At 63.2% G+C, this 22,827-nt stretch carries 19 protein-coding genes; 16 read left to right on the forward strand and 3 right to left on the reverse strand.

What is annotated here, in order from left to right:
- From EBN1_RS15975 to EBN1_RS15990, 4 genes are all read left to right on the forward strand, one after another.
- On the forward strand, positions 1 to 2,112 hold the full coding sequence (locus EBN1_RS15975) for an ABC transporter ATP-binding protein (RefSeq protein ID WP_011239005.1): 2,112 nt from the start codon (positions 1 to 3) through the stop codon (positions 2,110 to 2,112).
- A 13-nt stretch (positions 2,113 to 2,125) separates the two neighbouring features.
- Positions 2,126 to 3,079: an ABC transporter permease gene (locus tag EBN1_RS15980; RefSeq protein WP_011239006.1), complete on the forward strand. Its 954-nt coding sequence runs from the start codon at positions 2,126 to 2,128 to the stop codon at positions 3,077 to 3,079.
- A 45-nt stretch (positions 3,080 to 3,124) separates the two neighbouring features.
- A complete protein-coding gene (locus EBN1_RS15985; protein ID WP_011239007.1) occupies positions 3,125 to 4,039 on the forward strand; it encodes an ABC transporter permease in 915 nt (304 codons plus the stop codon).
- 64 nt (positions 4,040 to 4,103) lie between these two features.
- Positions 4,104 to 5,687, forward strand: a complete 1,584-nt coding sequence (locus EBN1_RS15990) for an ABC transporter substrate-binding protein (protein ID WP_011239008.1) — start codon at positions 4,104 to 4,106, stop codon at positions 5,685 to 5,687.
- Between the two features lie 352 nt (positions 5,688 to 6,039).
- Here EBN1_RS15990 and EBN1_RS15995 read toward each other — a convergent pair whose 3' ends face one another.
- Positions 6,040 to 6,723 carry a GntR family transcriptional regulator gene (locus tag EBN1_RS15995; RefSeq protein WP_011239009.1) on the reverse strand — a complete coding sequence of 228 codons (684 nt, stop codon included), beginning with the start codon at positions 6,721 to 6,723 and terminating at the stop codon, positions 6,040 to 6,042.
- A gap of 289 nt (positions 6,724 to 7,012) precedes the next feature.
- Between EBN1_RS15995 and EBN1_RS16000 the strand changes: the two genes are divergently transcribed.
- From EBN1_RS16000 to EBN1_RS16045, 10 genes are all read left to right on the forward strand, one after another.
- Positions 7,013 to 9,163 (forward strand): acetate--CoA ligase family protein, encoded by a 2,151-nt coding sequence (locus tag EBN1_RS16000; protein ID WP_011239010.1) that lies wholly within the window; start codon positions 7,013 to 7,015, stop codon positions 9,161 to 9,163.
- Positions 9,160 to 10,356 carry an acyl-CoA dehydrogenase family protein gene (locus EBN1_RS16005; protein ID WP_011239011.1) on the forward strand — a complete coding sequence of 399 codons (1,197 nt, stop codon included), beginning with the start codon at positions 9,160 to 9,162 and terminating at the stop codon, positions 10,354 to 10,356. Before EBN1_RS16000 ends, EBN1_RS16005 begins: the two co-directional genes overlap by 4 nt.
- A gap of 9 nt (positions 10,357 to 10,365) precedes the next feature.
- Positions 10,366 to 11,505 carry an acyl-CoA dehydrogenase family protein gene (locus EBN1_RS16010; protein WP_011239012.1) on the forward strand — a complete coding sequence of 380 codons (1,140 nt, stop codon included), beginning with the start codon at positions 10,366 to 10,368 and terminating at the stop codon, positions 11,503 to 11,505.
- Positions 11,506 to 11,552: 47 nt separating this feature from the next.
- Positions 11,553 to 12,455: an SDR family oxidoreductase gene (locus EBN1_RS16015; RefSeq protein ID WP_241762750.1), complete on the forward strand. Its 903-nt coding sequence runs from the start codon at positions 11,553 to 11,555 to the stop codon at positions 12,453 to 12,455.
- Positions 12,456 to 12,493: 38 nt separating this feature from the next.
- Positions 12,494 to 13,354, forward strand: coding sequence for a MaoC family dehydratase (locus tag EBN1_RS16020; RefSeq protein ID WP_011239014.1), 861 nt, complete (start codon positions 12,494 to 12,496; stop codon positions 13,352 to 13,354).
- Positions 13,354 to 14,556: a thiolase domain-containing protein gene (locus EBN1_RS16025; RefSeq protein ID WP_241762751.1), complete on the forward strand. Its 1,203-nt coding sequence runs from the start codon at positions 13,354 to 13,356 to the stop codon at positions 14,554 to 14,556. The genes EBN1_RS16020 and EBN1_RS16025 overlap by 1 nt, the downstream gene beginning before the upstream one ends.
- A 5-nt stretch (positions 14,557 to 14,561) precedes the next feature.
- On the forward strand, positions 14,562 to 14,954 hold the full coding sequence (locus EBN1_RS16030) for a Zn-ribbon domain-containing OB-fold protein (RefSeq protein WP_011239016.1): 393 nt from the start codon (positions 14,562 to 14,564) through the stop codon (positions 14,952 to 14,954).
- Between the two features lie 50 nt (positions 14,955 to 15,004).
- Positions 15,005 to 16,651: an MFS transporter gene (locus EBN1_RS16035; protein ID WP_041646510.1), complete on the forward strand. Its 1,647-nt coding sequence runs from the start codon at positions 15,005 to 15,007 to the stop codon at positions 16,649 to 16,651.
- A gap of 98 nt (positions 16,652 to 16,749) precedes the next feature.
- A complete protein-coding gene (gene idi, locus EBN1_RS16040) occupies positions 16,750 to 17,283 on the forward strand; it encodes an isopentenyl-diphosphate Delta-isomerase (protein ID WP_011239018.1) in 534 nt (177 codons plus the stop codon).
- 357 nt (positions 17,284 to 17,640) lie between these two features.
- Positions 17,641 to 18,243 (forward strand): UbiX family flavin prenyltransferase, encoded by a 603-nt coding sequence (locus EBN1_RS16045; protein ID WP_011239019.1) that lies wholly within the window; start codon positions 17,641 to 17,643, stop codon positions 18,241 to 18,243.
- Positions 18,244 to 18,370: 127 nt separating this feature from the next.
- Here EBN1_RS16045 and EBN1_RS16050 read toward each other — a convergent pair whose 3' ends face one another.
- Positions 18,371 to 18,916 (reverse strand): MarR family winged helix-turn-helix transcriptional regulator, encoded by a 546-nt coding sequence (locus EBN1_RS16050; protein ID WP_011239020.1) that lies wholly within the window; start codon positions 18,914 to 18,916, stop codon positions 18,371 to 18,373.
- Between the two features lie 204 nt (positions 18,917 to 19,120).
- On the opposite strand from EBN1_RS16050, the gene EBN1_RS16055 reads away from it, so the two are divergent.
- On the forward strand, positions 19,121 to 20,830 hold the full coding sequence (locus tag EBN1_RS16055; RefSeq protein ID WP_011239022.1) for a thiamine pyrophosphate-requiring protein: 1,710 nt from the start codon (positions 19,121 to 19,123) through the stop codon (positions 20,828 to 20,830).
- Between the two features lie 105 nt (positions 20,831 to 20,935).
- On the opposite strand, the gene EBN1_RS16060 is transcribed toward EBN1_RS16055, so the two are convergent.
- Positions 20,936 to 21,250 carry a LexA family protein gene (locus tag EBN1_RS16060; RefSeq protein WP_011239023.1) on the reverse strand — a complete coding sequence of 105 codons (315 nt, stop codon included), beginning with the start codon at positions 21,248 to 21,250 and terminating at the stop codon, positions 20,936 to 20,938.
- Between the two features lie 32 nt (positions 21,251 to 21,282).
- Between EBN1_RS16060 and EBN1_RS16065 the strand changes: the two genes are divergently transcribed.
- A complete protein-coding gene (locus EBN1_RS16065) occupies positions 21,283 to 22,404 on the forward strand; it encodes an IS630-like element ISAzo9 family transposase (RefSeq protein ID WP_011239024.1) in 1,122 nt (373 codons plus the stop codon).
- The last annotated feature ends 423 nt before the right edge of the window (positions 22,405 to 22,827 follow it).

Raw genomic sequence — 22,827 nt, forward strand, 5'->3', positions numbered from 1 at the left:
ATGGTGCCTTACAGCGATGCCATCATGGCGCGCGTCGCGCAGGGGCAGGGCAGGCCGGCTTCCTGTTCATCCGGGGAGGGACGTGCGCCCTGTGGCGAGCGCAGCTTTGACGGCCCTTTGCTGTCGGTGCAGGGTTTGCACGTTGCATTCAATACTTCGAGAGGGCGCACCGAGGCGCTGACAGACGTGAGTTTCGACGTCGATCGCAACGAAGTCGTGGCGATCGTCGGGGAATCCGGTTCGGGCAAATCAGTCACCGCCCTGTCGATCATGGGCCTGTTGCCGAGGTCCGGTGAGGTAGCGGCCGGGCGGATCGCGTTCGAAGGACGGGACCTGTTGCGCCTGGATGCGAAGGCCATGCGCCAGATTCGTGGCCGTGACATCGCCATGATCTTCCAGGACCCGATGACCTCCCTCAACCCGATCCTGACCATCGGCTCCCAGATCACCGAGTCGTTGCGTATCCACAAGGGGATGGATGCCGCGCAGGCGCGCCATCGTGCGGCCGAGCTGCTGTCGCTGGTGGGCATCACCGATGCCGAGTCCCGCCTCGACCAGTATCCGCATCAGTTCTCCGGCGGGATGCGCCAGCGCGTCATGATCGCCATCGGGCTGGCGTGCGATCCGAAGTTGATCATCGCGGACGAGCCCACCACGGCGCTGGATGTGACGATCCAGGCGCAGATCCTGGAATTGATGAAGGACCTGTCGGTGCGCCTCGGCATCGCGATGGTCATCATTACCCACAACCTGGGAGTGGTCGCGCGCTACGCAGACCGTGTCGTCGTGATGTATGCGGGCAGGGTTGCCGAGCAGGGAAGTGCAGAGGCAGTGTTCTTCCGCCCGCGTCACCTGTACACCGCAGGCCTGCTGTGCTCGGTGCCGCGCCTCGATAGCGAACGATGCGCTCGTCTGGAGGCGATCGAAGGGCTGCCGCCCGATCTGGGCAAGCCGCAGGCGGGCTGCCGCTTTGCGCCCCGTTGCCCACATGAGGTCGCCGCGTGCAAGGAGACACCGGTCCTGCGGGCGACCGATACCGGCGGATTGTCGGCCTGTGTGCGTGCCGACGATCTTGCCGCCGGACGGATACATTGGCTGGGCAACCAGTACGGGGCTGCCGCGATCGCGCCCTCCCGTATCCCGGGAAAAGTGCTGGTCAGCGTCGAAGGGCTGGCGCGCGATTACGCGGTTCGCACCGGTTGGAGTGGCACGACCCGCACGGTCAAGGCGGTCTCCGACGTGAGTTTCACGATCGGCGTCGGCGAGACGCTGGGGCTGGTCGGCGAGTCCGGGTGTGGCAAATCCACCGTCGGGCGTTTGCTGCTCCGCCTGGAGGAGCCGACAGCCGGACGGATAGAATTTGACGGACGCGACGTCACCCATGCCGACCACGGCGAACTTCGATCGTTGCGACGCCGCTTCCAGGTGGTGTTTCAGGATCCCTACGCGTCGCTGAATCCGCGCAAGTCAATAGGCGACATCATCGCCGAGCCGCTGCGGGTGCACCGCATCACCGCGGGTCGGGCCGCGACGCGGCAGCGTGTCGAGGAACTGCTGGCGCAGGTGGGATTGCGTCCGGACCTGCATGACCGTTATCCGCACCAGATTTCCGGCGGGCAGCGCCAGCGGGTAGGAATCGCCCGCGCCCTCGCGATGGAACCGTCATTTATCGTCTGCGACGAGGCAGTGTCCGCGCTGGATGTGTCGATTCAGGGACAGATCGTCAACCTCCTGGCGGACCTGCAAGCGAAGTACGGCATCGCCTACCTTTTCATCGCCCATGACCTCGCGGTGGTGCGTCACATCTCGACACGGGTGATGGTCATGTACCTGGGACGTGTGATGGAGGTCGCGGACCGGGAAAGCCTCTACGGCGAGCCGCTGCATCCGTATACGCGCCTGCTGCTCGAGGCGGCACCCACACCCGACCCCGCCAAGGAAAAATTGCGTCACGCGGCCCTGATCCGTGGCGAGTTGCCGAGCCCGTTCTCACCCCCTTCCGGTTGTCCGTTCCGTACGCGTTGTCCGATGGCGGACGACGCATGCAGCCATACCGTTCCGGAACTAAGGGAAGTGCGCCCCGGCCATCGGGCGGCTTGCCTGAAACTCTGACTGGAGAAGATCCGTGTCCCGATATCTTGCCAACAAGTTGTTGCAGCTGATCATCACGCTGGCCGGGGTTGCCGCGCTGGTGTTCCTGTTGCTGCGCGTGCTTCCCGGGGATGTGGTGGAGGCGAAATTTCTGGCCGAGGGCGGCAGCGTGTCCGAGCAGGTCATCGCCGTGGAGCGTGCCCGACTCGGTCTCGATCGCCCGTTGCACGTACAGTTTGCCGACTGGATGGTCGGCCTGTCCCACTTCGAACTGGGGCGCTCGATGTGGACCGACCGACCGGTGGTGGACGAGATATCCAGCCGCCTGGGAGTGACGATGCAGGTGGCCGTGATGGCGACGATCATCGCCATTGTCATTGCCGTGCCGCTGGGCATCACCGCCGCGCTGACCCATGGCAGCTGGCTCGATCAGGCGATCCGGGTGTTGACCGTCGCCTGGCTGTCGGTGCCGGCGTTCTGGCTCGGCATGGTGCTGCTGCTGTGCCTGTTGCTGCTGTTCGACTGGATGCCGCCGATCGAGCCGATCTCGTTCATGAAGGATCCCGTCGCGAACCTCACGCAGCTGATCTGGCCTGCGCTGGTGGTCGGCGCCCGCATGTCGGCGATGATCGCGCGCATGCTCCGATCATCGCTGCTGGAAGTGCTCAACGAGGACTACATCCGGACGGCGCGCTCGAAGGGGGTGTCGGAGCGGGCCGTGGTGGTGCGGCACGCCCTCGGCAATGCGCTGCTCCCTGCGGTGACGGTGGTCGGCATGGAGTTCGCGTTCCTGCTCGGCGGCCTCGTCGTCACGGAGCAGGTTTTCAACTTGAACGGCATCGGCAAGCTACTCATTCAGGCCGTCAGTCAAAACGACTTCACCCTCATCCAGGGCCTGGTCATGCTGTTTGCCATCTTCTTCGTCACCGTGAACTTCGCGACGGATCTTCTCTACGCGGCGCTCGACCCCAGGGTGCGCCAGCGCTGAAGCGGTGAAAGAAATTACTGACACAAGCAGACGGGAGAAACCGACATGGAAGCGATCGCAGTGCCGCTGAAGAGCGTTGCGTCCCGGCAGGACCCAAGGAAGGCGAAGTGGCGGAAGGGAATCGGGCGGTTTGCCAGGGAGCAGCCACTCGGCCTCGCAAGCCTGCTGCTCATCTGCGTGATCCTGCTCGCAGGTATCTTCGCACCTTGGGTGGCGCCATTCGATCCGCTGGCGACCGACTATGCCAACCTGCTCCAGGCGCCTGACCGGACGCATTGGGCCGGCACCGACGAGTTCGGGCGCGACATCTTTTCCCGACTCATCCACGGTGCTCGCACTGCGCTGATCATGGGCATCTGCGCCTCGCTGCTGGGGGGGATCGCCGGGGGGCTGCTGGGAGTCACGTCGGCATATTTCGGCGGCTGGATCGACACGGCCCTGCAGCGGCTCGTGGATATCCTGTTGTCCCTGCCGGTGATCATCCTGGCGCTGATCGTCGCGGCGGTGCTCGGGCGACGGGAAGTATTCAGCATCGATGTGAACCTGCTCTTCGCCGTGGCCATACCCTACATACCGAAGGCGGCGCGCGTGATCCGATCGGCCGCGCTGACGGTGCGCACCATGCCCTACATCGATGCGGCACGGGCAGCCGGTTTTTCGCACTCGCGCATCATCCTCGGGCACATGGCACCCAACCTGATCGCGCCGTGGCTGGTTCTGCTCTCCGCATTCACGGCCCAAACCATTCTTCTCGAGGCGGCGCTGTCATTCCTCGGAGTCGGCGTCGCAGATCCGACACCCTCGTGGGGCCTGATGCTGTCCGGCGTGGCAGTGCAGTCCTTCGCCCAGGCGCCATGGACGGTGCTGTTCCCCGGCCTGGCGATCAGCTTGACGGTGTTTGCATTCAGTTTGTTGGGCGATGCCTTGCGCGACACGCTCGATCCGAAGTTCCGCGAGTGAAGGGAATTGCGGTGGGCCGGGAAGTTCAGTTGGCAAATCTACAAGACAACAAGGAGGCGAGACAGTGAAAGCAAGGAAATGGATGGCCACGGTAGTGCCGGCGACGGCGGTTTTGTTCGCAGCCCAAGGACTCGCTTACGCCGAGCCGCAGCGCGGCGGCAACCTGGTATTTGCGGTGTCCCTGGGGGAGCCCGCTACGCTCGATTGCCATGCCGCGGGCTCGCTCAACGTGATGTATCGCGTGGCGCCCCATTATTCGACACTGCTGACGATCGATCCTGCCAACTATCCGAAGGTCGTCGGCGACGTGGCCGAATCGTGGACGGTCTCGGACGACGGTCTGGTCTATGAATTCAAGCTGCGGCCGAACATCAAGTTTCACGACGGCTCGGCACTGACCTCGGCGGACGTGCGCGCGAGCTTCGAGCGCATGCGCAATCCGCCTCCCGGCGTCGTTTCCGTGCGCAAGGAACTCTATAACGACGTCGCCGCCATCGACACGCCCGATCCGCAGACCGTGGTGTTCCGGCTGTCGCAGCCGAACGTCTCAATGCTCGCGCTGTTCGCGCAGCCCTACGGCTGCATCTATTCGGAGAGCCTGCTGGGTAGCGATCCTGCGTATCCCGCGAAAAAAGTGATGGGGTCGGGGCCGTTCAAGTTCGTGCACTACACGCCCGGGGCCGAATGGGTCGGGGAGAGGTTTCCGGAGTACTTCCGCCAGGGACTGCCGTATCTCGATGGCTTCAAGGCGCTGTCGCTGACGCCCGCGGCAACGGTCAACGCGCTCGCGGCCGGTCAGGTGATGGTGGATTTTCGTGGCGTCTCGCCGCTCGAGGCCGAACGCATCGTCGCCTCGCGGGGAAAAGAGGTGCAGATCTTCGAAGCGAACCCGGCCATCTCGACCCTTTTCATGGCTTCCGTGAATACCCAGAAGCCCGCCCTTGCAGACGTCCGGGTGCGCAAGGCGCTCGCCCTTGCGCTCGATCACTGGGGGGGCTCGAAAGCGATGGAACGCACTTCGACGCTCAGCGTCGTGGGCGCACTGGCACGGCCGGGATCCGAATTCGCGCGCAGCAACGCCGAACTCGAGCGGCTTCCTGGGTTCGGGCGCGACATGGAGGCAGCCCGGGCCGAAGCCCGGCGCCTGCTCGCCGAAGCCGGTCAGACCGACCTCAAGCTCACTTTCCTGAATCGCAAGCCGTGGCCTTTTCTCGGGGTTTACCTGATCGACCAGCTGCGTCAGGTCGGGGTCACGATGGTGCAGGAGCAGGTCGAGGATCCGCAATTTTTCGCGCGCCGGCGGGCGGGCGACTTCGATCTGACCGTCGAGTATCTACCTGATTATCTCGACGATCCGACTGCCAAGTGGTCGAATTTCATCTCGTTCGAGCGAAATCCGTCCAATATCAGCCGATATTCCGACAAGAAGGTCGATGCGTTGATGGAAGAGCAGGCGCGCATTCCGGATCCTGCCAAACGCCTTGCCGTAATTCACGGGCTGGAGGAACACATCCTGAACCAGGGGTACACATTGCCGCTGTTCTGGGGGCGTCGTACCACCGTGGTTGACTCGAAACTGCAGGGGTATGTGGCCGCCCCGACCAACTATGTCGGTCAGGATTTGAGCCATTTCTGGCTAAAACACTGACTTCCAAAAGGCTCGAGCTGCAGCGCCTGGTGGATGAATATTCACTCTCGTCATGAAAGTTGGAAAAACGATGCTGCCGACGACATCTTGACCGCGTAGTAAAAAACACGCCCCCCGGCGGCTGGCCGATTGCGTCCGGCTGCGGGGGGTACCACGCAAGAAACTGGGATCGTCCGGCTCGTCGAACCGAGCCATAGCCCGCGTCGGGCTCTGTGGAGCTTGCGCCCTACGAAGGTTGTACGTAACAGAAGCGTGGGTTCCACTACGAAGCCTGGTACGGCATTGCGCAGGAATAGCGGAGAACAGAAGGATCTGATCGTGTTTGGCCTTGCCAACGACGATCTGCCTTCTGCTACTCGAAAAAGCTTGCCGGCAGCGACGACAGGAACTCTGAAAAGCCGCTGGCGCCGACCGGCACATGCTCAAGCATCAAACGGTAGGCGAGTGCTTCATCGCCAGTCATGATCGCGTCGGCAATTTTGCGGTGCGCCCGCATGGAGTCCTCGATCTGAGTGGGAGTTTGCAGTTGACGGTTATTGACGTTGTAGCGCTGGATCAACCGGCGCAGCGGCCGAACCTGCTGCGCGAGAAGCTCGTTGCGGCTGCCGGCGTAAATAACCTCGTGAAACCGCAGGTTTGCGTTGCTGTACTCGCCCACATTGCCGGATTGGGACGCTTCCAGACCTTGCTGCAAGACGCTTTCCAGCGATGCGCGCAGCTCTTCCGACGCCCGGCGAGCTGCGAGTTTTGCACATAACGCCTCGAGTTCTCCGAGCAGTTCCAGCATGTCCCGTAGTTGGGGAACCGACAGGCGGGATACCACAACGCCCTGCCGAGGTGTGATGTGCACCAGGTTTTGCGCGGCGAGCTGCTGGAGCGCTTCCCGCACCGGGGTTCTGGATACGGAGAACTGCGCGGCGATGGCGCGTTCGTCCAACGGCGTTCCCGGGGGAAGTTTTCCGCTTTCGATGTCTTCCTGCAGCGAGTCCCTGATCGAGGAAGCGAGGTTGGGCTTGACGGTTCTTCGTTGATCCATAGCAATCACCACTGGGATACAAATAATTAAAAGTTAATATACCACACCTGGCACAGGAAATAATATGCATTGCGGCATCGAGATGCTGTAATCAAGTTAAGGCACAAAACCCTATTGTGTATACCAGAGCGTATGTGCATAATACTTAACATCGTTCAGGAGGGTGCAGAATGAGACTGCGGGCGGTCTGCCGTTCCTCGCTGCATCTACAACACGGCTCATCCGCAGCGCGGTCCAAGTGCTCGCCAAGTGCCAAGTCCTCTCCAAATCATTCACAGATTGGAACGTCATGATCGTTAGCCGAGAATCCCGGACCACACCATCCGTGTCGCGCTTGCTGAAACCCCGATCCGTCGCGATTGTAGGAGCTTCCCCTGAACCGAGATCGTTCGGTGGGTTCGTGCTGGCCAATCTGGAAAACTTCGGCTATCGAGGCGATATCCATCTCGTAAATCGAAGCCGCACCCACATCCAGGGCAGACGCTGTGTCCCGAGCGTGGCCGATCTCCCCCACGGAGTCGATGTCGTCGTGGTGGCCATTCCTGAAGCGGCAGTTGTCGATACGGTGCGCGCTTGTGGTGAGCGGAGCGCGAACGCCGCCGTGATTTTTTCTTCGGGTTTTGCCGAATCAGGAGATGCAGGCCGGACCCGGCAGGAACTTCTGGCGACAGTGGCTGGCGAGGCGGGACTGGCGATTGTCGGTCCGAACTGCATGGGGCTCACCAATTTCATCGATGGCGTGCCGCTGACGTTCGAACCCATCGAGCCACTTCCGCGCTGCGACGGGCAGGGCATCGGCATTGTGGCCCAGAGCGGGGCGATGGCAGCGACGATTCGCGACGTGCTTGCAGGCAAGGGGCTGCCCATCACGTACGCGATCTCCACGGGCAACGAGGCAACGCTCGGCGCCGAGGATTTTCTCGCGCATTTGATCGAGGACGAATCGACCGCGGTCGTCGGGATGTATCTCGAGCAGATCCGGCGACCGCGCCGGTTCCTGGAATTGGCGGCCGCCGCCCGAGGTGCCGGCAAGCCCGTCGTCCTGCTGGTCCCCGGCAAGAGCGATCGGGCGCGCGAGGCGGCGCAGTCCCATACAGGCGCGCTGGCGGGCGATTACGCTGTAATGCGCACGCTGCTCGAAAGCGAGGGCGTCGTCATCGTCGAGACGCTCGATGAGTTGTTCGACACCGTCGCGATTCTTTCCCGTTTTCCGAACCCGCCGGCGAGCGGCCCGGCGTTCATGACGATGTCGGGCGCGCTGAAGAACATCGCGCTCGATCAATGCGACGCTCTTGGCCTTGCGTTTCCGGCTCTTTCGGCGACCACCGGGGCTGCATTGCGGGAACTGCTGCCGGCCTACGCGACGATCGACAATCCGCTCGATGTCACCACCGTGCATGTAGGGAGCCCTGAGGTGCCGGGGCTGGTCGCCACGCGTCTGCTCGACGACGAGAACATCGGCAGCCTCATTGTTTCCCAGGTCGCCGGGTCGCGCCTTTCGCAACTCGACCGGGCCAGGCACCTGGTTCCAGCCCTCGGCGGCACCGCCAAGCCAGTCGCGCTGGTGATCATGGGCGATCAATCGCCGCTGCCCGAGGAACTGACCGACGCCGTTCGCGCCAGCCGCGTACCTCTTTTTCGCTCACAGGACCGGGCGTTGCGGGCAATGGCCCACGTGACGGCCTACGCGCGGGCGCTGGAGAGGGCCCGTTCAGCACCGGCCCGGCTGGAGATTCGTGCCGGTGCGCTGCCCGGGGCCGGTACGGTGGCCGAGTATCAGGGCAAACAGTGGCTGGCTGCAGCCGGAATGACGATTCCAGCGGGTCGGCTCGCCGGTGACGTCGACGAGGCGACTCGAATCGCCGCCGAAATCGGCTATCCGGTCGTGATCAAGGCGCAGGCGGACGCACTTCCGCACAAGAGCGATGTCGGGGGGGTGATCGTGGCGCTCGTGGACGAAGCCGCGCTACGCCGCGGCTGGGAACAGTTGCACACCAATCTCGCGCAAGCCCGCCCCGATCTCGTCCTGGACGGCGTGCTGGTCGAGACAATGGCTGAAAAAGGCCTCGAGCTCGTCGTCGGCGCGCGTCGAGATCCGGACTGGGGGCCGGTCGTGATGGTCGGCCTGGGCGGCGTGTGGATCGAGGCGCTCAAAGACGTGCGCCTTTTGCCGCCGGACCTGGGCGAAGCGCAGATCGTCGAGGAACTCCACCATCTCAAAGGCGCGGCGTTGTTGCGCGGGCTGCGCGGGTCGCCCGCGGTCGACGTGCGAAAAGTTGCTGCGGCAGTCGCGGTGGTAGGGGCGTTGATGCGCACGAACCCCGAGGTTACCGAGATTGATATCAACCCGCTGGTCGCCTACCCCGACCGCGTGGTGGTGCTGGACGCGCTGGTGGTCTGCGGCCCGCTCCGAACACTCCCATTGGAAGAGGCCTTATGAAACTCCAATTTTCCGCAGAAGACGAAGCTTTCCGGCAGGAGGTCCGCAGTTTCGTGCGTGCCCAGCTGCCGGGGGATGTCCGCCAGAAGGTCGCGCGCGGCTTGCGTCTCGAACGCTCCGATTACGTGGCCTGGTACGCGAAGCTGTACGAGCGCGGCTGGATCACGCCCGGCTGGCCGGTGGAGCACGGTGGCCCGGGATGGACGCCGGTGCAGCGGTATATCTTCGACGAAGAGACGCTGCTGGGTGACGCACCGCGCATCATCGCCAGCGGTATCAACATGCTCGGCCCGGTATTGATCGCGTTCGGCAGCGAGGAGCAAAAGCGCCGCCATCTGCCACCGATCCGCCGCAGCGAAGTGTGGTGGGCGCAGGGCTTCTCCGAGCCCGGCGCCGGTTCCGACCTCGCGTCGATGCGCACCAGCGCCGTGCGCGACGGCGATCACTTCATCGTCAACGGCCACAAAATCTGGACTTCGTACGCACACTTCTGCGACTGGCTGTTCTGCCTGGTGCGCACCGGATCGGGCAAGCCGCAGGAGAGCATTTCCTTTCTGCTCATCGATCTGAAGACGCCCGGAATTACCGTGCGTCCGATTCGCGCCATCGATGGCGGAAACGATCTCAACGAAGTGTTCCTGGACGACGTGCGCGTGCCGGCCGAAAACCTCATCGGCGAGATCAATAAAGGGTGGTCGTACGCCAAATATCTGCTGGGGCACGAGCGCACCAGCATCGCCGGGGTCGGTGCATCGAAGCAGCAACTGGCGCGGCTCAAGCGGCTGGCGGCCTGTGTGCGCTCGGAAGCAGGCGGCCTGCTGATCGAGGAACCCTCATTCCGGACGCGCATCGCGGCGATCGAGATCGACCTGCTGGCGCTCGAATACACCGGGCTGCGCATGCTGAGCGGTGCCACTGTCGCGGCGGCTCCCGGCGTCGATGCCTCCCTGCTCAAGATCCGGGGAACGGAGCTGCGGCAGGCGATTTACGAAATGCTGGTCGAGGTGGCAGGCCCGCACGCGGTTGCGTTCGTCGAGGAGGCCCTGTTTCTCGAGCATGCGGGCGAAGCGGTGGGCCCGTCCGACATGACTGCTCTCGCAGCCAATTATCTCGATTCGCGCAAGTTGTCGATTTACGGCGGCGCGAATGAAATCCAGCGCAATCTGGCTGCCCGGTCGCTCCTCGAACTCTAGGAAATCGCCATGGATTTTTCCTTTTCAGATGAACAGTTGCAACTGCGCGATGTCGTGCGCCGGTTTTGCGACCAGGAATATCCGGCCGAGCGCCGCGGAACTGCGGTCTCCGCCGAAGTGGCTGCCAGACGGTGGCGGCAGATGGCCGACATGGGACTGCTCGGCCTGCCGTTCGATTCGGCCTGCGGCGGCAGCGGCCTGTCCGCGGTGGAATTGATGCTGGTCATGGAAGAGCTGGGCCGCAGTCTGGCCAGCGAACCCTATTTCGCGACAGTGGCGCTCGGTGGCGCCCTGGTGGCGGCCGCTGCCAGTCCTGCGCAGGCGCAAGCCTTGCTGCCGCGCGTCGTCAGCGGCGAACTCACGCTTGCGCTGGGGTTCGGCGAACCCGATGGACGCTATGAACTCCTGCCCGTCGAGGCCGAAGCACGGCCCGGCTCGGACGGCTACCGGCTCAACGGACACAAGACCCTGGTGTTGAACGGCGATACCGCAGACATGCTGCTCATCGTCGCCAGGACAGCGGGGGCCGCGCATGAGCGGGACGGCGTCACGCTCTTCCTCGTGGACCGCAAGCTGCACGGTGTCGAGGTCCACGGCTACTCGACTCTCGACGGCCGCCGGGCCGCCGATATCGTGTTGCGGGACGCGTGCATTCCCGTCGACCACGTGCTCGGTCCGGTCGGCGAGGCACTGCCGCTGCTTGAAAACGTCATCGAGCGAGCCGTTGCCGCGCTCTGCGCGGAGGCCACTGGTGCCCTCGATGCGCTGCTCGCGCTCACCGTCGATTACGTGAAGGTGCGCAAGCAGTTCGGCGTGCCGCTCGCCACGTTCCAGGCGCTGCAGCATCGTCTGGTCGACATGCTGATCGCCTGCGAACAGGCCCGGTCGATGGCCGTCGTGGCCGCGATGGCGATCGATGACGCCGGTGGCGATGCCGCGCAGCGCCGGCGTCTGGTGTCGGCGGCAAAGGTCCAGGTCGGCAACGCCGGCCGTTTCGTGGGGCAGCAGGCGATCCAGATGCATGGTGCCATGGGCATGACAGACGAATGCAGCGTGGGTCATTACGTCAAACGCCTGATGGTCATCAACCAATTGTTCGGCGACGTCCAGTATCACCTTCGCCGGTTCGCACAAGAAACAGCAGCCTGATTTTGCGTAGTCATAAATCATTGAAGGGGGCGCAGATGGAACAGGGATTGAAAGACAAGGTTGTTCTCGTAACCGGAGCCGGCAATGGCATCGGACGAGCCATTGCGATGTACTGTGCGCAACAGGGCGCCAAGGTCGTGGTCAATGACATCGGCACGTCGCTGTCCGGCGACGGCCGCAGCGAAGGCCCCGCCAGGGAGGTCTGCGCGCAGATCGAGGCGGCAGGCGGGGTCGCCGTACCGAGTCTGGACAGCGTGGCCGATCCCGAGGGTGCGCAGCGCATGGTCAAGCTGGCGGTTGACACGTTCGGCCGCCTCGACGCCGTCGTCAACAACGCCGGGGTGCTGCGTGACCGCCTGTTCCACAAGCTGACGGTCGACGACTGGAAACTGGTTCTCGACACGAACCTGAGCGGCGCGTTCTATGTCTCGCTCGCGGCGGCGCCTTTCTTCAAGGAACAGCAGTCGGGCGCGTTCGTGCACATGACCTCGCCGACCGGCGTCGTCGGCATGATGGGGCAGGTCAACTATGGCGCTGCCAAGGCCGGCATCATCGGGTTGTCGAAGGGTATCGCCCTCGACATGAAGGCCTTCAACGTCCGCTCGAACTGCATTTCGCCGCAAGCCTTCACGCGCATGCTCGCCGGCATCGAGGCCAAGACGCCCGAGCAGGCGGCGCGGCTCGAGCGCGCCAAGCTCAATACGCCGGAGAAAATCGCTCCACTGGTGGCGTTCCTGCTCTCCGATGCCGCGAAAGATGTCAACGGCCAGATTTTCGGTGTGCGGCGCAACGAGATCATGCTGTTCAACCAGATGCGCCCGATTCGCTCGGTGTCGCACGCCGAAGGCTGGACGCTGCAGACGATCGCCTCGAACGTGATCCCCGCGATGAAGCCGTTCCTGACGCCGCTCGACGGCGGCGAGTACTTCGCGGCGTGGGAATCCCTGTAAGGGAAGCCCTTTTTTCTGCGCAACGGAGAGCAACGGCTATGCCAATCGATAGAGATTTCTTGCTGAACTGGGTGATGGACCCGGTGGTCGAGTCCTACACTGACAGGGAACCCCTGTTTTATGCGTTGAGCCTGGGGCTGGGTGCCGATCCGCTCGATGCCGGGCAACTGCGTTTCGTCTACGAGAAGGGACTGTCGGCGTTTCCAACGATGCCGGTGGTCATGTGTCAGCCGACCGGCTGGGCCGTGGACCCGCGGGCAGGCCTCAACTACCGCATGATGCTCCACGGTGAGCAGGGGCTGGTCGTGCATCGCCCGCTGCCGGTGAGCGGGCGGTTACGCGGCGACACCCGGGTGGTCGAGGTCATCGACAAGGGCGAAGGACGCGGCGCGCTGCTGTACCTGGAACGGCAGATCACCGATGCCGCCTCCGGCGTGCTGTACGCGACCGTCAAGGGAACCGTGTTTGCGCGCGCCGACGGCGGCTTCGGCGGCCCCTCGGGGCCGTCGCGGGACGTCCATGCCATTCCCGCCGGCGAACCCGATGCGGTGATCGACATGCCGACGTTGCCGCAGTCGGCGCTTTTGTACCGGCTCAATGGCGACCGCAACCCGATTCACGCGGATCCCGAGGCGGCGCAAAGCGCCAAGTTTCCGCAGCCGATCCTGCACGGAATGTGCACCTATGGTGTTGCCGCCCACGCGATTCTCAAACAGTTCTGCAACTACGATCCCGTCGCGCTGCGGGAACTGGACGTGCGTTTTTCCGCCCCGATGTTCCCCGGCGAGACCGTGTCTGTTGCGTTGTGGAAACGTGGCGCGATCGTTTCGTTCCGCGCCAGGATCAAGAGCCGGGATGCGACCGTGCTCGACAACGGCCGCGCGGTGCTGGCCGGATAGTGCCGGCAGCCGGGCAATGTATAAAGGATGCAATAGCGATGAGCATTAAAGGCAAGGCGTACATAGTCGGGGCCTACGAGCACCCGACCCGGAAAGCGGATGGGCTATCGGTGGCCCGACTTCATGCAGACGTCGCCAAAGGCGCGCTCGAGGATGCGGGGCTGACCAAAAACGATATCGATGGTTATTTCTGCGCCGGGGATGCGCCGGGGCTCGGTACCGCCTCGATGGTCGAATACCTCGGGCTGAAAGTGCGCCACATGGACTCGACGGAATCGGGAGGCTCGGCGCCGATCCTGCACGTGGCCCACGCGGCCCAGGCGATTGCCATGGGCAAGTGCAACGTCGCCCTGGTGACGCTCGCCGGACGTCCCCGCGCGGCCGGCGCATCGCTCGCCCTCAGGGCGCCGGATTTCGACACCCCGGACCTGCAGTTCGAGATGCCGTATGCGCCGGCGACACAGAACCTGTATGCGCTGGTGGCCAAGCGTCATATGCACGAGTTCGGGACGACGAGCGAGCAGCTGGCGTGGATCAAGGTGGCCGCGTCCCAGCACGCACAACATAACCCGAACGCGATGCTGCGCCAGGTCGTCAGCGTGGAGGACGTCGTCAATTCTCCGATGGTGTCCGACCCGCTGCATCGGCTCGACTGCTGCGTCGTCAGCGACGGGGGCGGGGCGGTGATCGTCGCGCGCCCGGAAATCGCCCGGCGCCTGAACCGGCCACTGGTGAAAATTCTCGGCGCCGGCGAAGCGGCGAAGAACAGCATGGCAGGCAAGGTCGATCTGACCTATTCGGCAGCCATCTGGTCGGGTCCGGCCGCATTTGCGGAAGCCGGCATCAGACCGGCCGATATCCGGTACGCGTCGATCTACGACAGCTTCACGATCACCGTGCTCGTGCAACTCGAGGATCTCGGGTTCTGCGCCAAGGGGGAGGGCGGCAAGTTCGTCTCCGACGGCAACCTGATCTCCGGGGTCGGCAGGTTGCCGTTCAACACCGACGGCGGGGGTCTCTGCAACAATCACCCGGCAAACCGGGGTGGCATGACGAAGATGATCGAAGCGGTGCGCCAGCTTCGCGGCGAGGCGCACCCGAAGGTGCAGGTGGGCAACTGCGATCTTGCGATCGCGAGCGGTATCGGCGGCGCGCTTGCTTCCCGGCATGTGGCGGGCACGCTGATCATGGAAAGGGAGTGAACAACATGACAACCGTCAACAGAAAAATTGCCGCACCGCGTCCGCATCCCGAGACCGAGCCGTTCTGGCAGGCCGCGACCGAAGGGAAGCTGCTGCTGAAGAAATGTGGAGACTGCGATGAAGTCCATTTCTATCCGCGGGCAATTTGCCCGCACTGCCTGAGCGACAGGACCGAATGGATCACGTCCTCCGGCAGGGGCAAAGTCTATTCGTACAGCACCATGGGGAAGGAGGACGCGGCCTACACGCTTGCCTACGTCACCCTCGATGAGGGCGTGACGATGCTGACCAATCTCGTTGATTGCGACCCCAAGAGTCTTCGCATCGGATTGGACGTGAATGTGGTGTTCAAGCCGAGCGACGGGGGGCCGCCGGTTCCGATGTTTACGCCTGCCTGATGGAACCACGGCGACCTGGCGGTGACTTTGCAAGAAGGTAAGTACGCTCGATGAAGCACGACGTTTCCGAACCGGCTTCCGTGACTCATGGCGCCGCGGGCCCCGTCATCACCCTCTGGGCACCGTTGCGGCGGCGGGTTTTCCGGATGCTGTGGATCACCGGGCTGACGGCCAATGTTTGCAGCTGGATGTTCGAGGTCGCGGCGGCGTGGGCCATGGCGACCCTTCCCGGAACGACGCCGTTGCTCGTCGCCCTGGTCCAGACCGCAGCGACGGGGCCGGTATTCCTGTTGGCCCTGCCGAGCGGCGCACTGGCCGACATCGTCGACCGGCGCCGTTATCTGATCGTGTCGCAAAGCTGGGTGGCCGTGGTTTCGCTCGGTGTCGGCGCGCTCTCCCTGACCGGGATGCTCACGCCGGGCCTCATCTTTACTGCCGCGTTCCTGATGGGTACGGGGCTGGTGATGCGGCTGCCGACTTTCGCCTCGCTGATCCAGGAAGTCGTCCCGCGTGGCGAGATTCCCGCTGCCGTAATGCTCAACGGCGTTGCGCTGAACTCGTCGCGCACCCTGGGTCCGTTGATCGCCGGCGCAATCGTCGCATTCGGTGGGACTCCGTACGTTTTTCTTCTGAACGGTGCCTTGTCGATTGCCGCGGTGCTGATGCTGCTGCATTGGCAGCGCGAGGCGCCGGCGCCGAGCAATCTTCCCAGCGAGCGTTTTTTCGGAGCGATCCGGGTCGGCATACAGTTCGCCCGCAATACGCCGGAACTGCTCGCCGTGCTCGCCCGCGGTGCCACCTGCGCGTTTTTCGCCACGGCACCACTCGCGTTGCTGCCAGTCGTCGTGCGAACCGAACTGCAGGCGGGGGCGACCACGTACAGCCTGTTGGTTGCCTCGTTCGGAGTGGGGGCGCTCATCCTGGCAGTGACGGTCGGCCGGATCAGGAGGCGTCTGTCGCGGGGCCAATTGGTGACCGCTGCCTGGATTCTCAGTGCGGTCGCCACCGCGGTCGTTGCCGTGGCGCCAAACGCCTACCTGGTGGGCGTCGCCATGCTGAGTGCCGGATGTGCGTGGATGGCCATTTTCGGCGCGTTCCAGGTCGCCGCCCAGATGGCGCTGCCGCGCTGGATTGGCGGGCGCGGGTTGGCGATGGTCCTGATGGCCTTATGGATCGGGCTGGCTCTGGGAGGGGTGCTGTGGGGGCAACTGGCGACGATGACCAGCGTATCGACGAGCTTGTTGGCTGCTTCCGTCACCTCCATTTTCGGCATGTTCGCGACGTCTCGTCTGCGGCTCGACGGCCGCAGCGACGATGACCTGACGCCGTCGCCGTATCGGCGCGACCTGGCACTCGCAGTTCCGATCGAGCCGGCGCAGGGGCCGGTAGTGGTCACCGTCGAATACCAGATCGAGCCGACGCGGGCTGCAGAATTTCTAAAACTGATGCAGGAGAGCCGGCGCATGAGACTGCGCAACGGCGCCGTTTCGTGGTCGATTTTTCGTGACGTTACCCACGCCGGGCGGTATGTCGAACAGTTTGTTGACGAAACCTGGCTGTCTCACCTGCGACATCGCGAACGGGTAACGGCAGCGGAGCGCACGATACGAGACAGAAAGCTGGCGTTTCACGTTGGCGATGCGCCACCGGAGGTGAAATGCCTGGTCGGTGCGAACGTTCCGCTCGAACCTGGATGATCAGAACACCCTCGCGGCACAGGTGCGACGATTTTCTCCTCACCCGCCGGGAGTTTGCCGGAGCGTCTTTCGCCCCCTTTTTTATTACGGAGCACGCGATGGAAGATCAAGTCATCCTGGTCGATGAGAACGACACCGAAATCGGCGTCGAGGGCAAGATGATCGCGCATCGCAGCGGTAGCCTGCATCGCGCCATTTCGATCTTTATCTTCGATTCAGCCGACAGGCTGCTGCTGCAAAAGCGGGCGGCAAGCAAATACCATTCGGCAGGGCTGTGGAGCAATACCTGCTGCAGCCATCCTCGACCGCGGGAGGAGTGCGCACGGGCTGCGAGACGCCGCTTGCGGGAGGAAATGGGCATCGCCTGCGAACTCGACGTGAAGTTTGGCTTCGTCTATCGCGCAGTGCTGACCAACCATCTAATCGAGAACGAATTCGACCATGTCTTCTTCGGACGTCACGATGGCGACCCCGTGCCGAATCCGGACGAAGCCGAGGACTGGAAATGGGTCGATCTGGCGTGGCTGAGGGCAGACTTGAACGAGCGTCCTCACGCCTACAGTTTCTGGCTCGAGGCATGCATCGATCGGGTTATCGCGTGCAGGGAAGAGGATCGAACAAGGGTGGCATGATCGACCGTGCGATTGTGGGCTCTTCACCCTCGTCAATCCCGCAGAGATGCCGCCGGTCACCGGCTCTCCCGCCAGCGTTTGGCATCCTCCAGATAAACGGCCGCTGCATCGTCACTCAATAACAGTCCTAATATACGAGATTTAAAATTGATGTAAGGCCGCTGCACGGCGTGCTCGGCAATGCATATTCGTCTATTATATTATATAAGTATATGAATTAACTGATAAAAAACATAAAACAAGATATCTTTCTGGTTGACTTGACTAATTATACTAAGTCTCGCATTATGAGACAGCAGTGTGGACTGTTTGAGGTCTGACAGGGAAGCTCCGGCTAACTCGAAGGAGAATTTCATCATGCGGCGGCTCATCATCGGCATTTCAGGCGCTTCCGGCGCCATTTACGGTATTCGCGCCTTGCAGGCGCTCGCCGACGTGCAGGAGGTCGAAACCCATCTCGTTCTCTCGCCTTCGGCCAAGCGAACCATCATTGAGGAAACGGACTGGACCGTGGAGAAAGTGGAAGCGCTGGCCGATGTCGTGCACACCCACCGTGACATTGGTGCCGCCATTTCGAGCGGATCGTTCAGGACGGCCGGTATGCTCATTGCGCCGTGTTCCATCAAGACGCTTTCGGGCCTCGTCGCGTCCTACAACGACAATCTGCTCACTCGCGCGGCCGACGTCTGCCTGAAAGAACGCCGCCGCCTGGTGCTGCTGGTGAGGGAGACGCCGCTGCATCTGGGGCATATCGAAATGCTGGCCCAGGCCACCCGTTATGGCGCGGTGGTCCTGCCGCCGGTGCCGGCTTTCTATAACCGTCCGCAAACCATCGACGACATCGTCAATCAGAGCGTCGGCAAAGCGCTCGACCAGTTCGAGATCCCGCATCATTTGTTCAAGCGGTGGAAAGAACCGGTTGCGGAGGAGGCCGCGACGAAACTCAAGGTTGCGGTCTGAACCCGCAACGCGGGCGTCGCATCGCGGCGAGGATTTGGCAGGGCAGTGGATTCAAAAAGCCCGAAGCTGACACGGAGCTGCAGCGCGGTGCCGGGCGCAGTGTTCGTCTTGTGGTCCGTCGGGGCGCTCAGCCGTTTTTTCGCGCGGGCCGCGGCAAAGCCTTGGTCGCTTCGGTGAAGTCAAATCGGCCCGGTCGATGCTTGCCTTCGAGAATGGCGGGCGCATCGATCACGGCATCGTGCTTTTCGAGGAAGGCTTCGAGCAGTCGAACCAAGTCTGCCTGCATGGAGTCGGGCAGGACCGCCAAGACGCGTTCCCGAGCCCGTTGGGCCGCCGGAGAAACCTCGGCGAGGAGTTGTTCGCCCGCCGCGGAAAGTTTCAATTGCATGCGGCGCTTGTCACGCTGGTTTGCCGATCGCTCAATGAGTTTGCGCTCTTCGAGCAATCGGATGACGAGCCCCACAGTCGAACGGTCGAGCCCGGTGAGGCGGCCGAGCGCGATCTGATCAATTCCCGGGTATGCGTGCAGTACGTAAAGTGCGCTGTACTGGGACGAAGTAATGTTGAATTCGCGGCACTCTTCGATGAAGATCGCCGCCGCCACCTGTTGGCAACGCTTGAGCAAGAAACCGGGCCGCCGGTACAGGTCGGCAAGAAGGGACAGTTTTTCCATACGCCAAAAGAATCGATGCTCGAGGACCGAATGTCAATGGATTGATCATAATTGACAGACGTCTGATTAATAACCTAGAGTGTGATGACCCTTTCAACGAGCGGGCCGAAGCGCTCCTCAAACCGAGCCGGCACACACCGCCGACAGCCACAGCGTCAGAGAAAATGACTACACCCCCGGCATGTGTCCGGCATGGAGTATGCGATGAGTAGAACGGCCGCACATTTGTTTCTCGAAGGGCTCCAGGAGACTGGCATCGAGTATCTGTTCTGCAATCTTGGTACTGACCACGTCCCGTTGATCGAGGAAATTGCCCGTTGGCGCGAAGCAGGGCGAAATCCGCCTACGCCGATTCTCTGCCCCCATGAAAACCTGGCAATTCACATGGCGTGTGGTTATGCGATGTGCACGGGGCGTGGGCAGGCGGTGTTCGTGCATGTCGACGCCGGCACGGCGAATGCGGCAATGGGACTGCACAATCTGTTCCGTTCGCGCGTGCCGGTCCTGCTCTTCGCCGGCAAGGCGCCCTTTACGCAACGTGGAGAACTGCTCGGTACGCGCGACACCTACGTGAATTTCCTGCAAGAACCCTACGACATGGCGAGCCTCGTCCGTCCTTACGTGAAATGGACCTACGATCTGCCATCGGGCATCGTCGCCAAGGAGGTCCTGCGGCGCGCGCATTCGGTCATGCATAGCGATCCGCCCGGCCCGGTTTTCCTGACGGCCGCGCGCGAGGTGCTCGCGGCCGCATGCCCCGACGAATCGGCGCAGCGTTTTTGTGCCGAGCGTTATGGCGCCGTCGCCGCCGCTGGCCTTGATGATGCCAGCGTGATGCAGATCGCGGATCGGTTGCTGGCCGCGCGCAATCCGATCCTGATCACTTCATACTCCGGCCGCAATCCGGCCTGCCCCCCGATCATCGACGAGCTGGCACGCCTGACCGGCATGCGCGTCTATGAATCCAATCCTGTCTATCTGAACATTCCGCACGACTCTCCGTGCTTCAGCGGCTTTTCGGCGTCGTCCGATATCGCCGAGGCAGACTTTGGATTACTCGTCGATGTGGACGTGCCCTGGATCCCGAAATTTGCGCACGAGAACCCCGCCACGCAGTGGGCCCACGTCGATATCGACGTCATCAAGAAGGATCTGCCGATGTGGGGGTTTCCGAGCCACCTGCGCTTTGAGGCCGATAGCTGTCGCGTCCTGCAGCGACTTCTGGAACTGATACGCGAGAGGGCATCGCCCGAGTACCGCCGATCTGCGCAGAGCCGTGTTGCCGAACTGAGCAGGCGGCGGCAAGTCGCGGCCGCGGACGCACAAGCCGCTGCGCGGTGCGGCGCAGGACCCATGTCCGCTGCTTATGTCGCGGCGCAGCTGAATGAAGTCATCGCTGAAGGCGACATCGTGGTTCATGAGGCGATCACCAACGTGCTGCCGGTGCTCACGCAGATCAAGCGCAATCGTCCGGGTACGCTATTCGGCAATGGCGGAGGGGGGTTGGGTTTCGGCGGCGGCGCGGCGCTCGGGGCAAAGCTCGCCTGCCCTGAGCGGACCGTCTTCCATATTACCGGCGATGCCAGCTTCTGTTTTTCGGCGCCCACGCCCGTCTATATGGTCGCGAAACAGTGCAAGCTACCGATCTTTACGATAGTGCTCGACAACGCGGGGTGGGGCGCGGTCAAGGGAGCGACCCTCAGGGTTTATCCGGACGGCGCGGCCAGAGCCGCAGGCGCCTATCAAGCGCTTGTGGGTGAAGACATTCGCTATGAGAAAGTTGGCGAAGCGGCAGGCGCATATGGTGAATGGGTGGACGAGCCGGCGGAACTACCCGGGGCAATCGGTCGATGCATGCGCGAGCTGGCCGACGGCCGCTCGGCCATTCTCGTCGCACGAATCGATTCGTTCTGACACTTGGAAAGACAGCGAAGGTACGATCCCGTTCGAAGCGGCCGAGCAGGGCGGGGCTTCTTCGAGCGAAGCGCTCGCAGGGGTCCTGATCGGGGCGTGAAGAAGCTAGTACCTCTGCACAGAGGATTTGACGGGTTGATGGTCGGGTGAGCGCAGGAGGGGCAGGGCTTCGGGCGGGGCGAGGAGTCGGATGCTGCGCGCGACTCCAGGTTGTCGGCTGAGGAGTCCCAGGCGCTCGAGCGTGAGCACCATCTGATGCACCGAGGGGGGCGTGACGTGGAAGTAGCGTTGCAGGTCGGCTTCGGCCGGCGGCCGGCCGAGCACTTGGGTGTAAGCGTAGATGAACGCGAGGTACTGCCCTTGCACCGGTGTGAAGCGCGGTGACGAAGGGGTGAGTTCCGCGTCGGAGTTCTGGCTCATTTGTTGTCTCTCCAGATTTTGGAGGGGCCGCGATGAATGTACGCTACCGGGTCGAATTGAGCCAAGCCGAACGCGACGAATTGAGGATGCTGCTGGGCGGCGGCAAGGCAGCGGTGCGCAAGGTGAAACGCGCGCAGATCCTGCTGGCGGCCGATGCCGGAGCCGGCGACGAGGAGATTGCCACGAACGTCGGAGTGGGCAGCTCGACGGTCTATCGGACCAAGCGCCGCTTCGTGCTGGGCAACGTCGAGGCGGCGCTCAGCGACGAGCCGCGCCCCGGGGCGGAGCGCAAGCTCACCGGCAAGGAAGAGGCGCTGCTGGTCGCCACCGCCTGCACCAAGCCGCCAACGGGGCGGTCGCGCTGGACGCTCGAATTGCTGGCGGGGGAGATAGTCAAGCTCACCGAGCACGCGAGCCTGTCACGCGAGACGGTGCGCCGCCGCCTGGCGGAGAACGAGCTCAAGCCTTGGCGCCAGAAGATGTGGTGCATCCCGCAGGTCGACGGTCACTACGTTGCCCGGATGGAGGACGTGCTCGACCTCTACGCCGAAGCCCCCGATCCCGAGCGCCCGGTGGTCTGCTTCGATGAAAGTCCCACCCAGCTCATCGGCGAGGTGCGCCAGCCCATCCCGGCGATGCCCGGACAGCTCGAGCGCTACGACTACGAGTATCGCCGCAACGGGACCGCCAACCTGTTCGTCTTCCTCGACGCGCACCGGTCCTGGCGCCGGGTCAAGGTAACCGAGCAGCGCACTGCGCTCGACTTCGCCGAATGCATGCGCGAACTGGTCGACTGCCACTATCCGCAGGCCGAGCGTATCCGTGTTGTCCTCGACAACCTGTCGACCCATACGCCCGGCGCACTCTATGAAACCTTCCCGGCGCCCGAAGCGCATCGGTTGCTGCATCGTCTGGAATTCCATTACACCCCCAAGCACGCCAGCTGGCTCAACATGGTCGAGATCGAAATCGGGGTGCTGCGCAGCCAGTGCCTCGACCGGCGCATCGGCGACCGCGACCGACTCGTCAGCGAAATTGCAGCCTGGGAGCAGCAGCGCAACGCCATCGGCGCTCGCATCCACTGGATGTTCACCACCGACCGCGCCCGGAGCAAACTGGCCCGCGCTTACCCGCACCCAGCCAAACAGTCATAACCTCTGTGCAGAGGTACTAGCGGTATCACCGGCGCTGCCGGCGTCGTTGTAATTCGCGGTTTCCTCCCTCGAGGCTTGTCCGACGTCTGCCCGGTGAGCATCGTCGCGCGCTGACAATTCAGCGCCTGAGGGCAGGCATCAGACAACCCTTAACAGACATGGTCAGTCTGGGCTTGTCGGCCGACCGGCAGTTCCCGCCGATGCGGAGTCACCAAATTCGCTCATGCGAACGTCGGCTGTCCGGGTCGCTGCAGCCGTCGCTAATGTCCGACGCCACGACCGGACAGCGAGTAGAGGCGGGGCCGGACAGGGTGATGCGCAAGTGGAAGACCGCCTGCTTCGCAGTCGGTCCCCAACTGAACCGACTGGCTCGGCCGCCCCCCAATTGCACACCCCCGAGATGTACACCCGTGCCGCCGCACC

It is taken from the genome of Aromatoleum aromaticum EbN1 (genome assembly GCF_000025965.1).
Lineage (GTDB): Bacteria > Pseudomonadota > Gammaproteobacteria > Burkholderiales > Rhodocyclaceae > Aromatoleum > Aromatoleum aromaticum.

What these genes read in the sequence shown, in the direction of transcription:
- EBN1_RS15975 (WP_011239005.1), top strand. Translation starts at nt 1, where the DNA reads ATGGTGCCTTACAGCGATGCCATCATGGCGCGCGTCGCGCAGGGGCAG.
- EBN1_RS15985 (WP_011239007.1), top strand. Translation starts at nt 3,125, where the DNA reads ATGGAAGCGATCGCAGTGCCGCTGAAGAGCGTTGCGTCCCGGCAGGAC.
- EBN1_RS15995 (WP_011239009.1), bottom strand. Translation starts at nt 6,723, where the DNA reads ATGGATCAACGAAGAACCGTCAAGCCCAACCTCGCTTCCTCGATCAGG.
- EBN1_RS16000 (WP_011239010.1), top strand. Translation starts at nt 7,013, where the DNA reads ATGATCGTTAGCCGAGAATCCCGGACCACACCATCCGTGTCGCGCTTG.
- EBN1_RS16005 (WP_011239011.1), top strand. Translation starts at nt 9,160, where the DNA reads ATGAAACTCCAATTTTCCGCAGAAGACGAAGCTTTCCGGCAGGAGGTC.
- EBN1_RS16010 (WP_011239012.1), top strand. Translation starts at nt 10,366, where the DNA reads ATGGATTTTTCCTTTTCAGATGAACAGTTGCAACTGCGCGATGTCGTG.
- EBN1_RS16020 (WP_011239014.1), top strand. Translation starts at nt 12,494, where the DNA reads ATGCCAATCGATAGAGATTTCTTGCTGAACTGGGTGATGGACCCGGTG.
- EBN1_RS16030 (WP_011239016.1), top strand. Translation starts at nt 14,562, where the DNA reads ATGACAACCGTCAACAGAAAAATTGCCGCACCGCGTCCGCATCCCGAG.
- EBN1_RS16035 (WP_041646510.1), top strand. Translation starts at nt 15,005, where the DNA reads ATGAAGCACGACGTTTCCGAACCGGCTTCCGTGACTCATGGCGCCGCG.
- idi (WP_011239018.1), top strand. Translation starts at nt 16,750, where the DNA reads ATGGAAGATCAAGTCATCCTGGTCGATGAGAACGACACCGAAATCGGC.
- EBN1_RS16045 (WP_011239019.1), top strand. Translation starts at nt 17,641, where the DNA reads ATGCGGCGGCTCATCATCGGCATTTCAGGCGCTTCCGGCGCCATTTAC.
- EBN1_RS16050 (WP_011239020.1), bottom strand. Translation starts at nt 18,916, where the DNA reads ATGGAAAAACTGTCCCTTCTTGCCGACCTGTACCGGCGGCCCGGTTTC.
- EBN1_RS16055 (WP_011239022.1), top strand. Translation starts at nt 19,121, where the DNA reads ATGAGTAGAACGGCCGCACATTTGTTTCTCGAAGGGCTCCAGGAGACT.
- EBN1_RS16060 (WP_011239023.1), bottom strand. Translation starts at nt 21,250, where the DNA reads ATGAGCCAGAACTCCGACGCGGAACTCACCCCTTCGTCACCGCGCTTC.
- EBN1_RS16065 (WP_011239024.1), top strand. Translation starts at nt 21,283, where the DNA reads ATGAATGTACGCTACCGGGTCGAATTGAGCCAAGCCGAACGCGACGAA.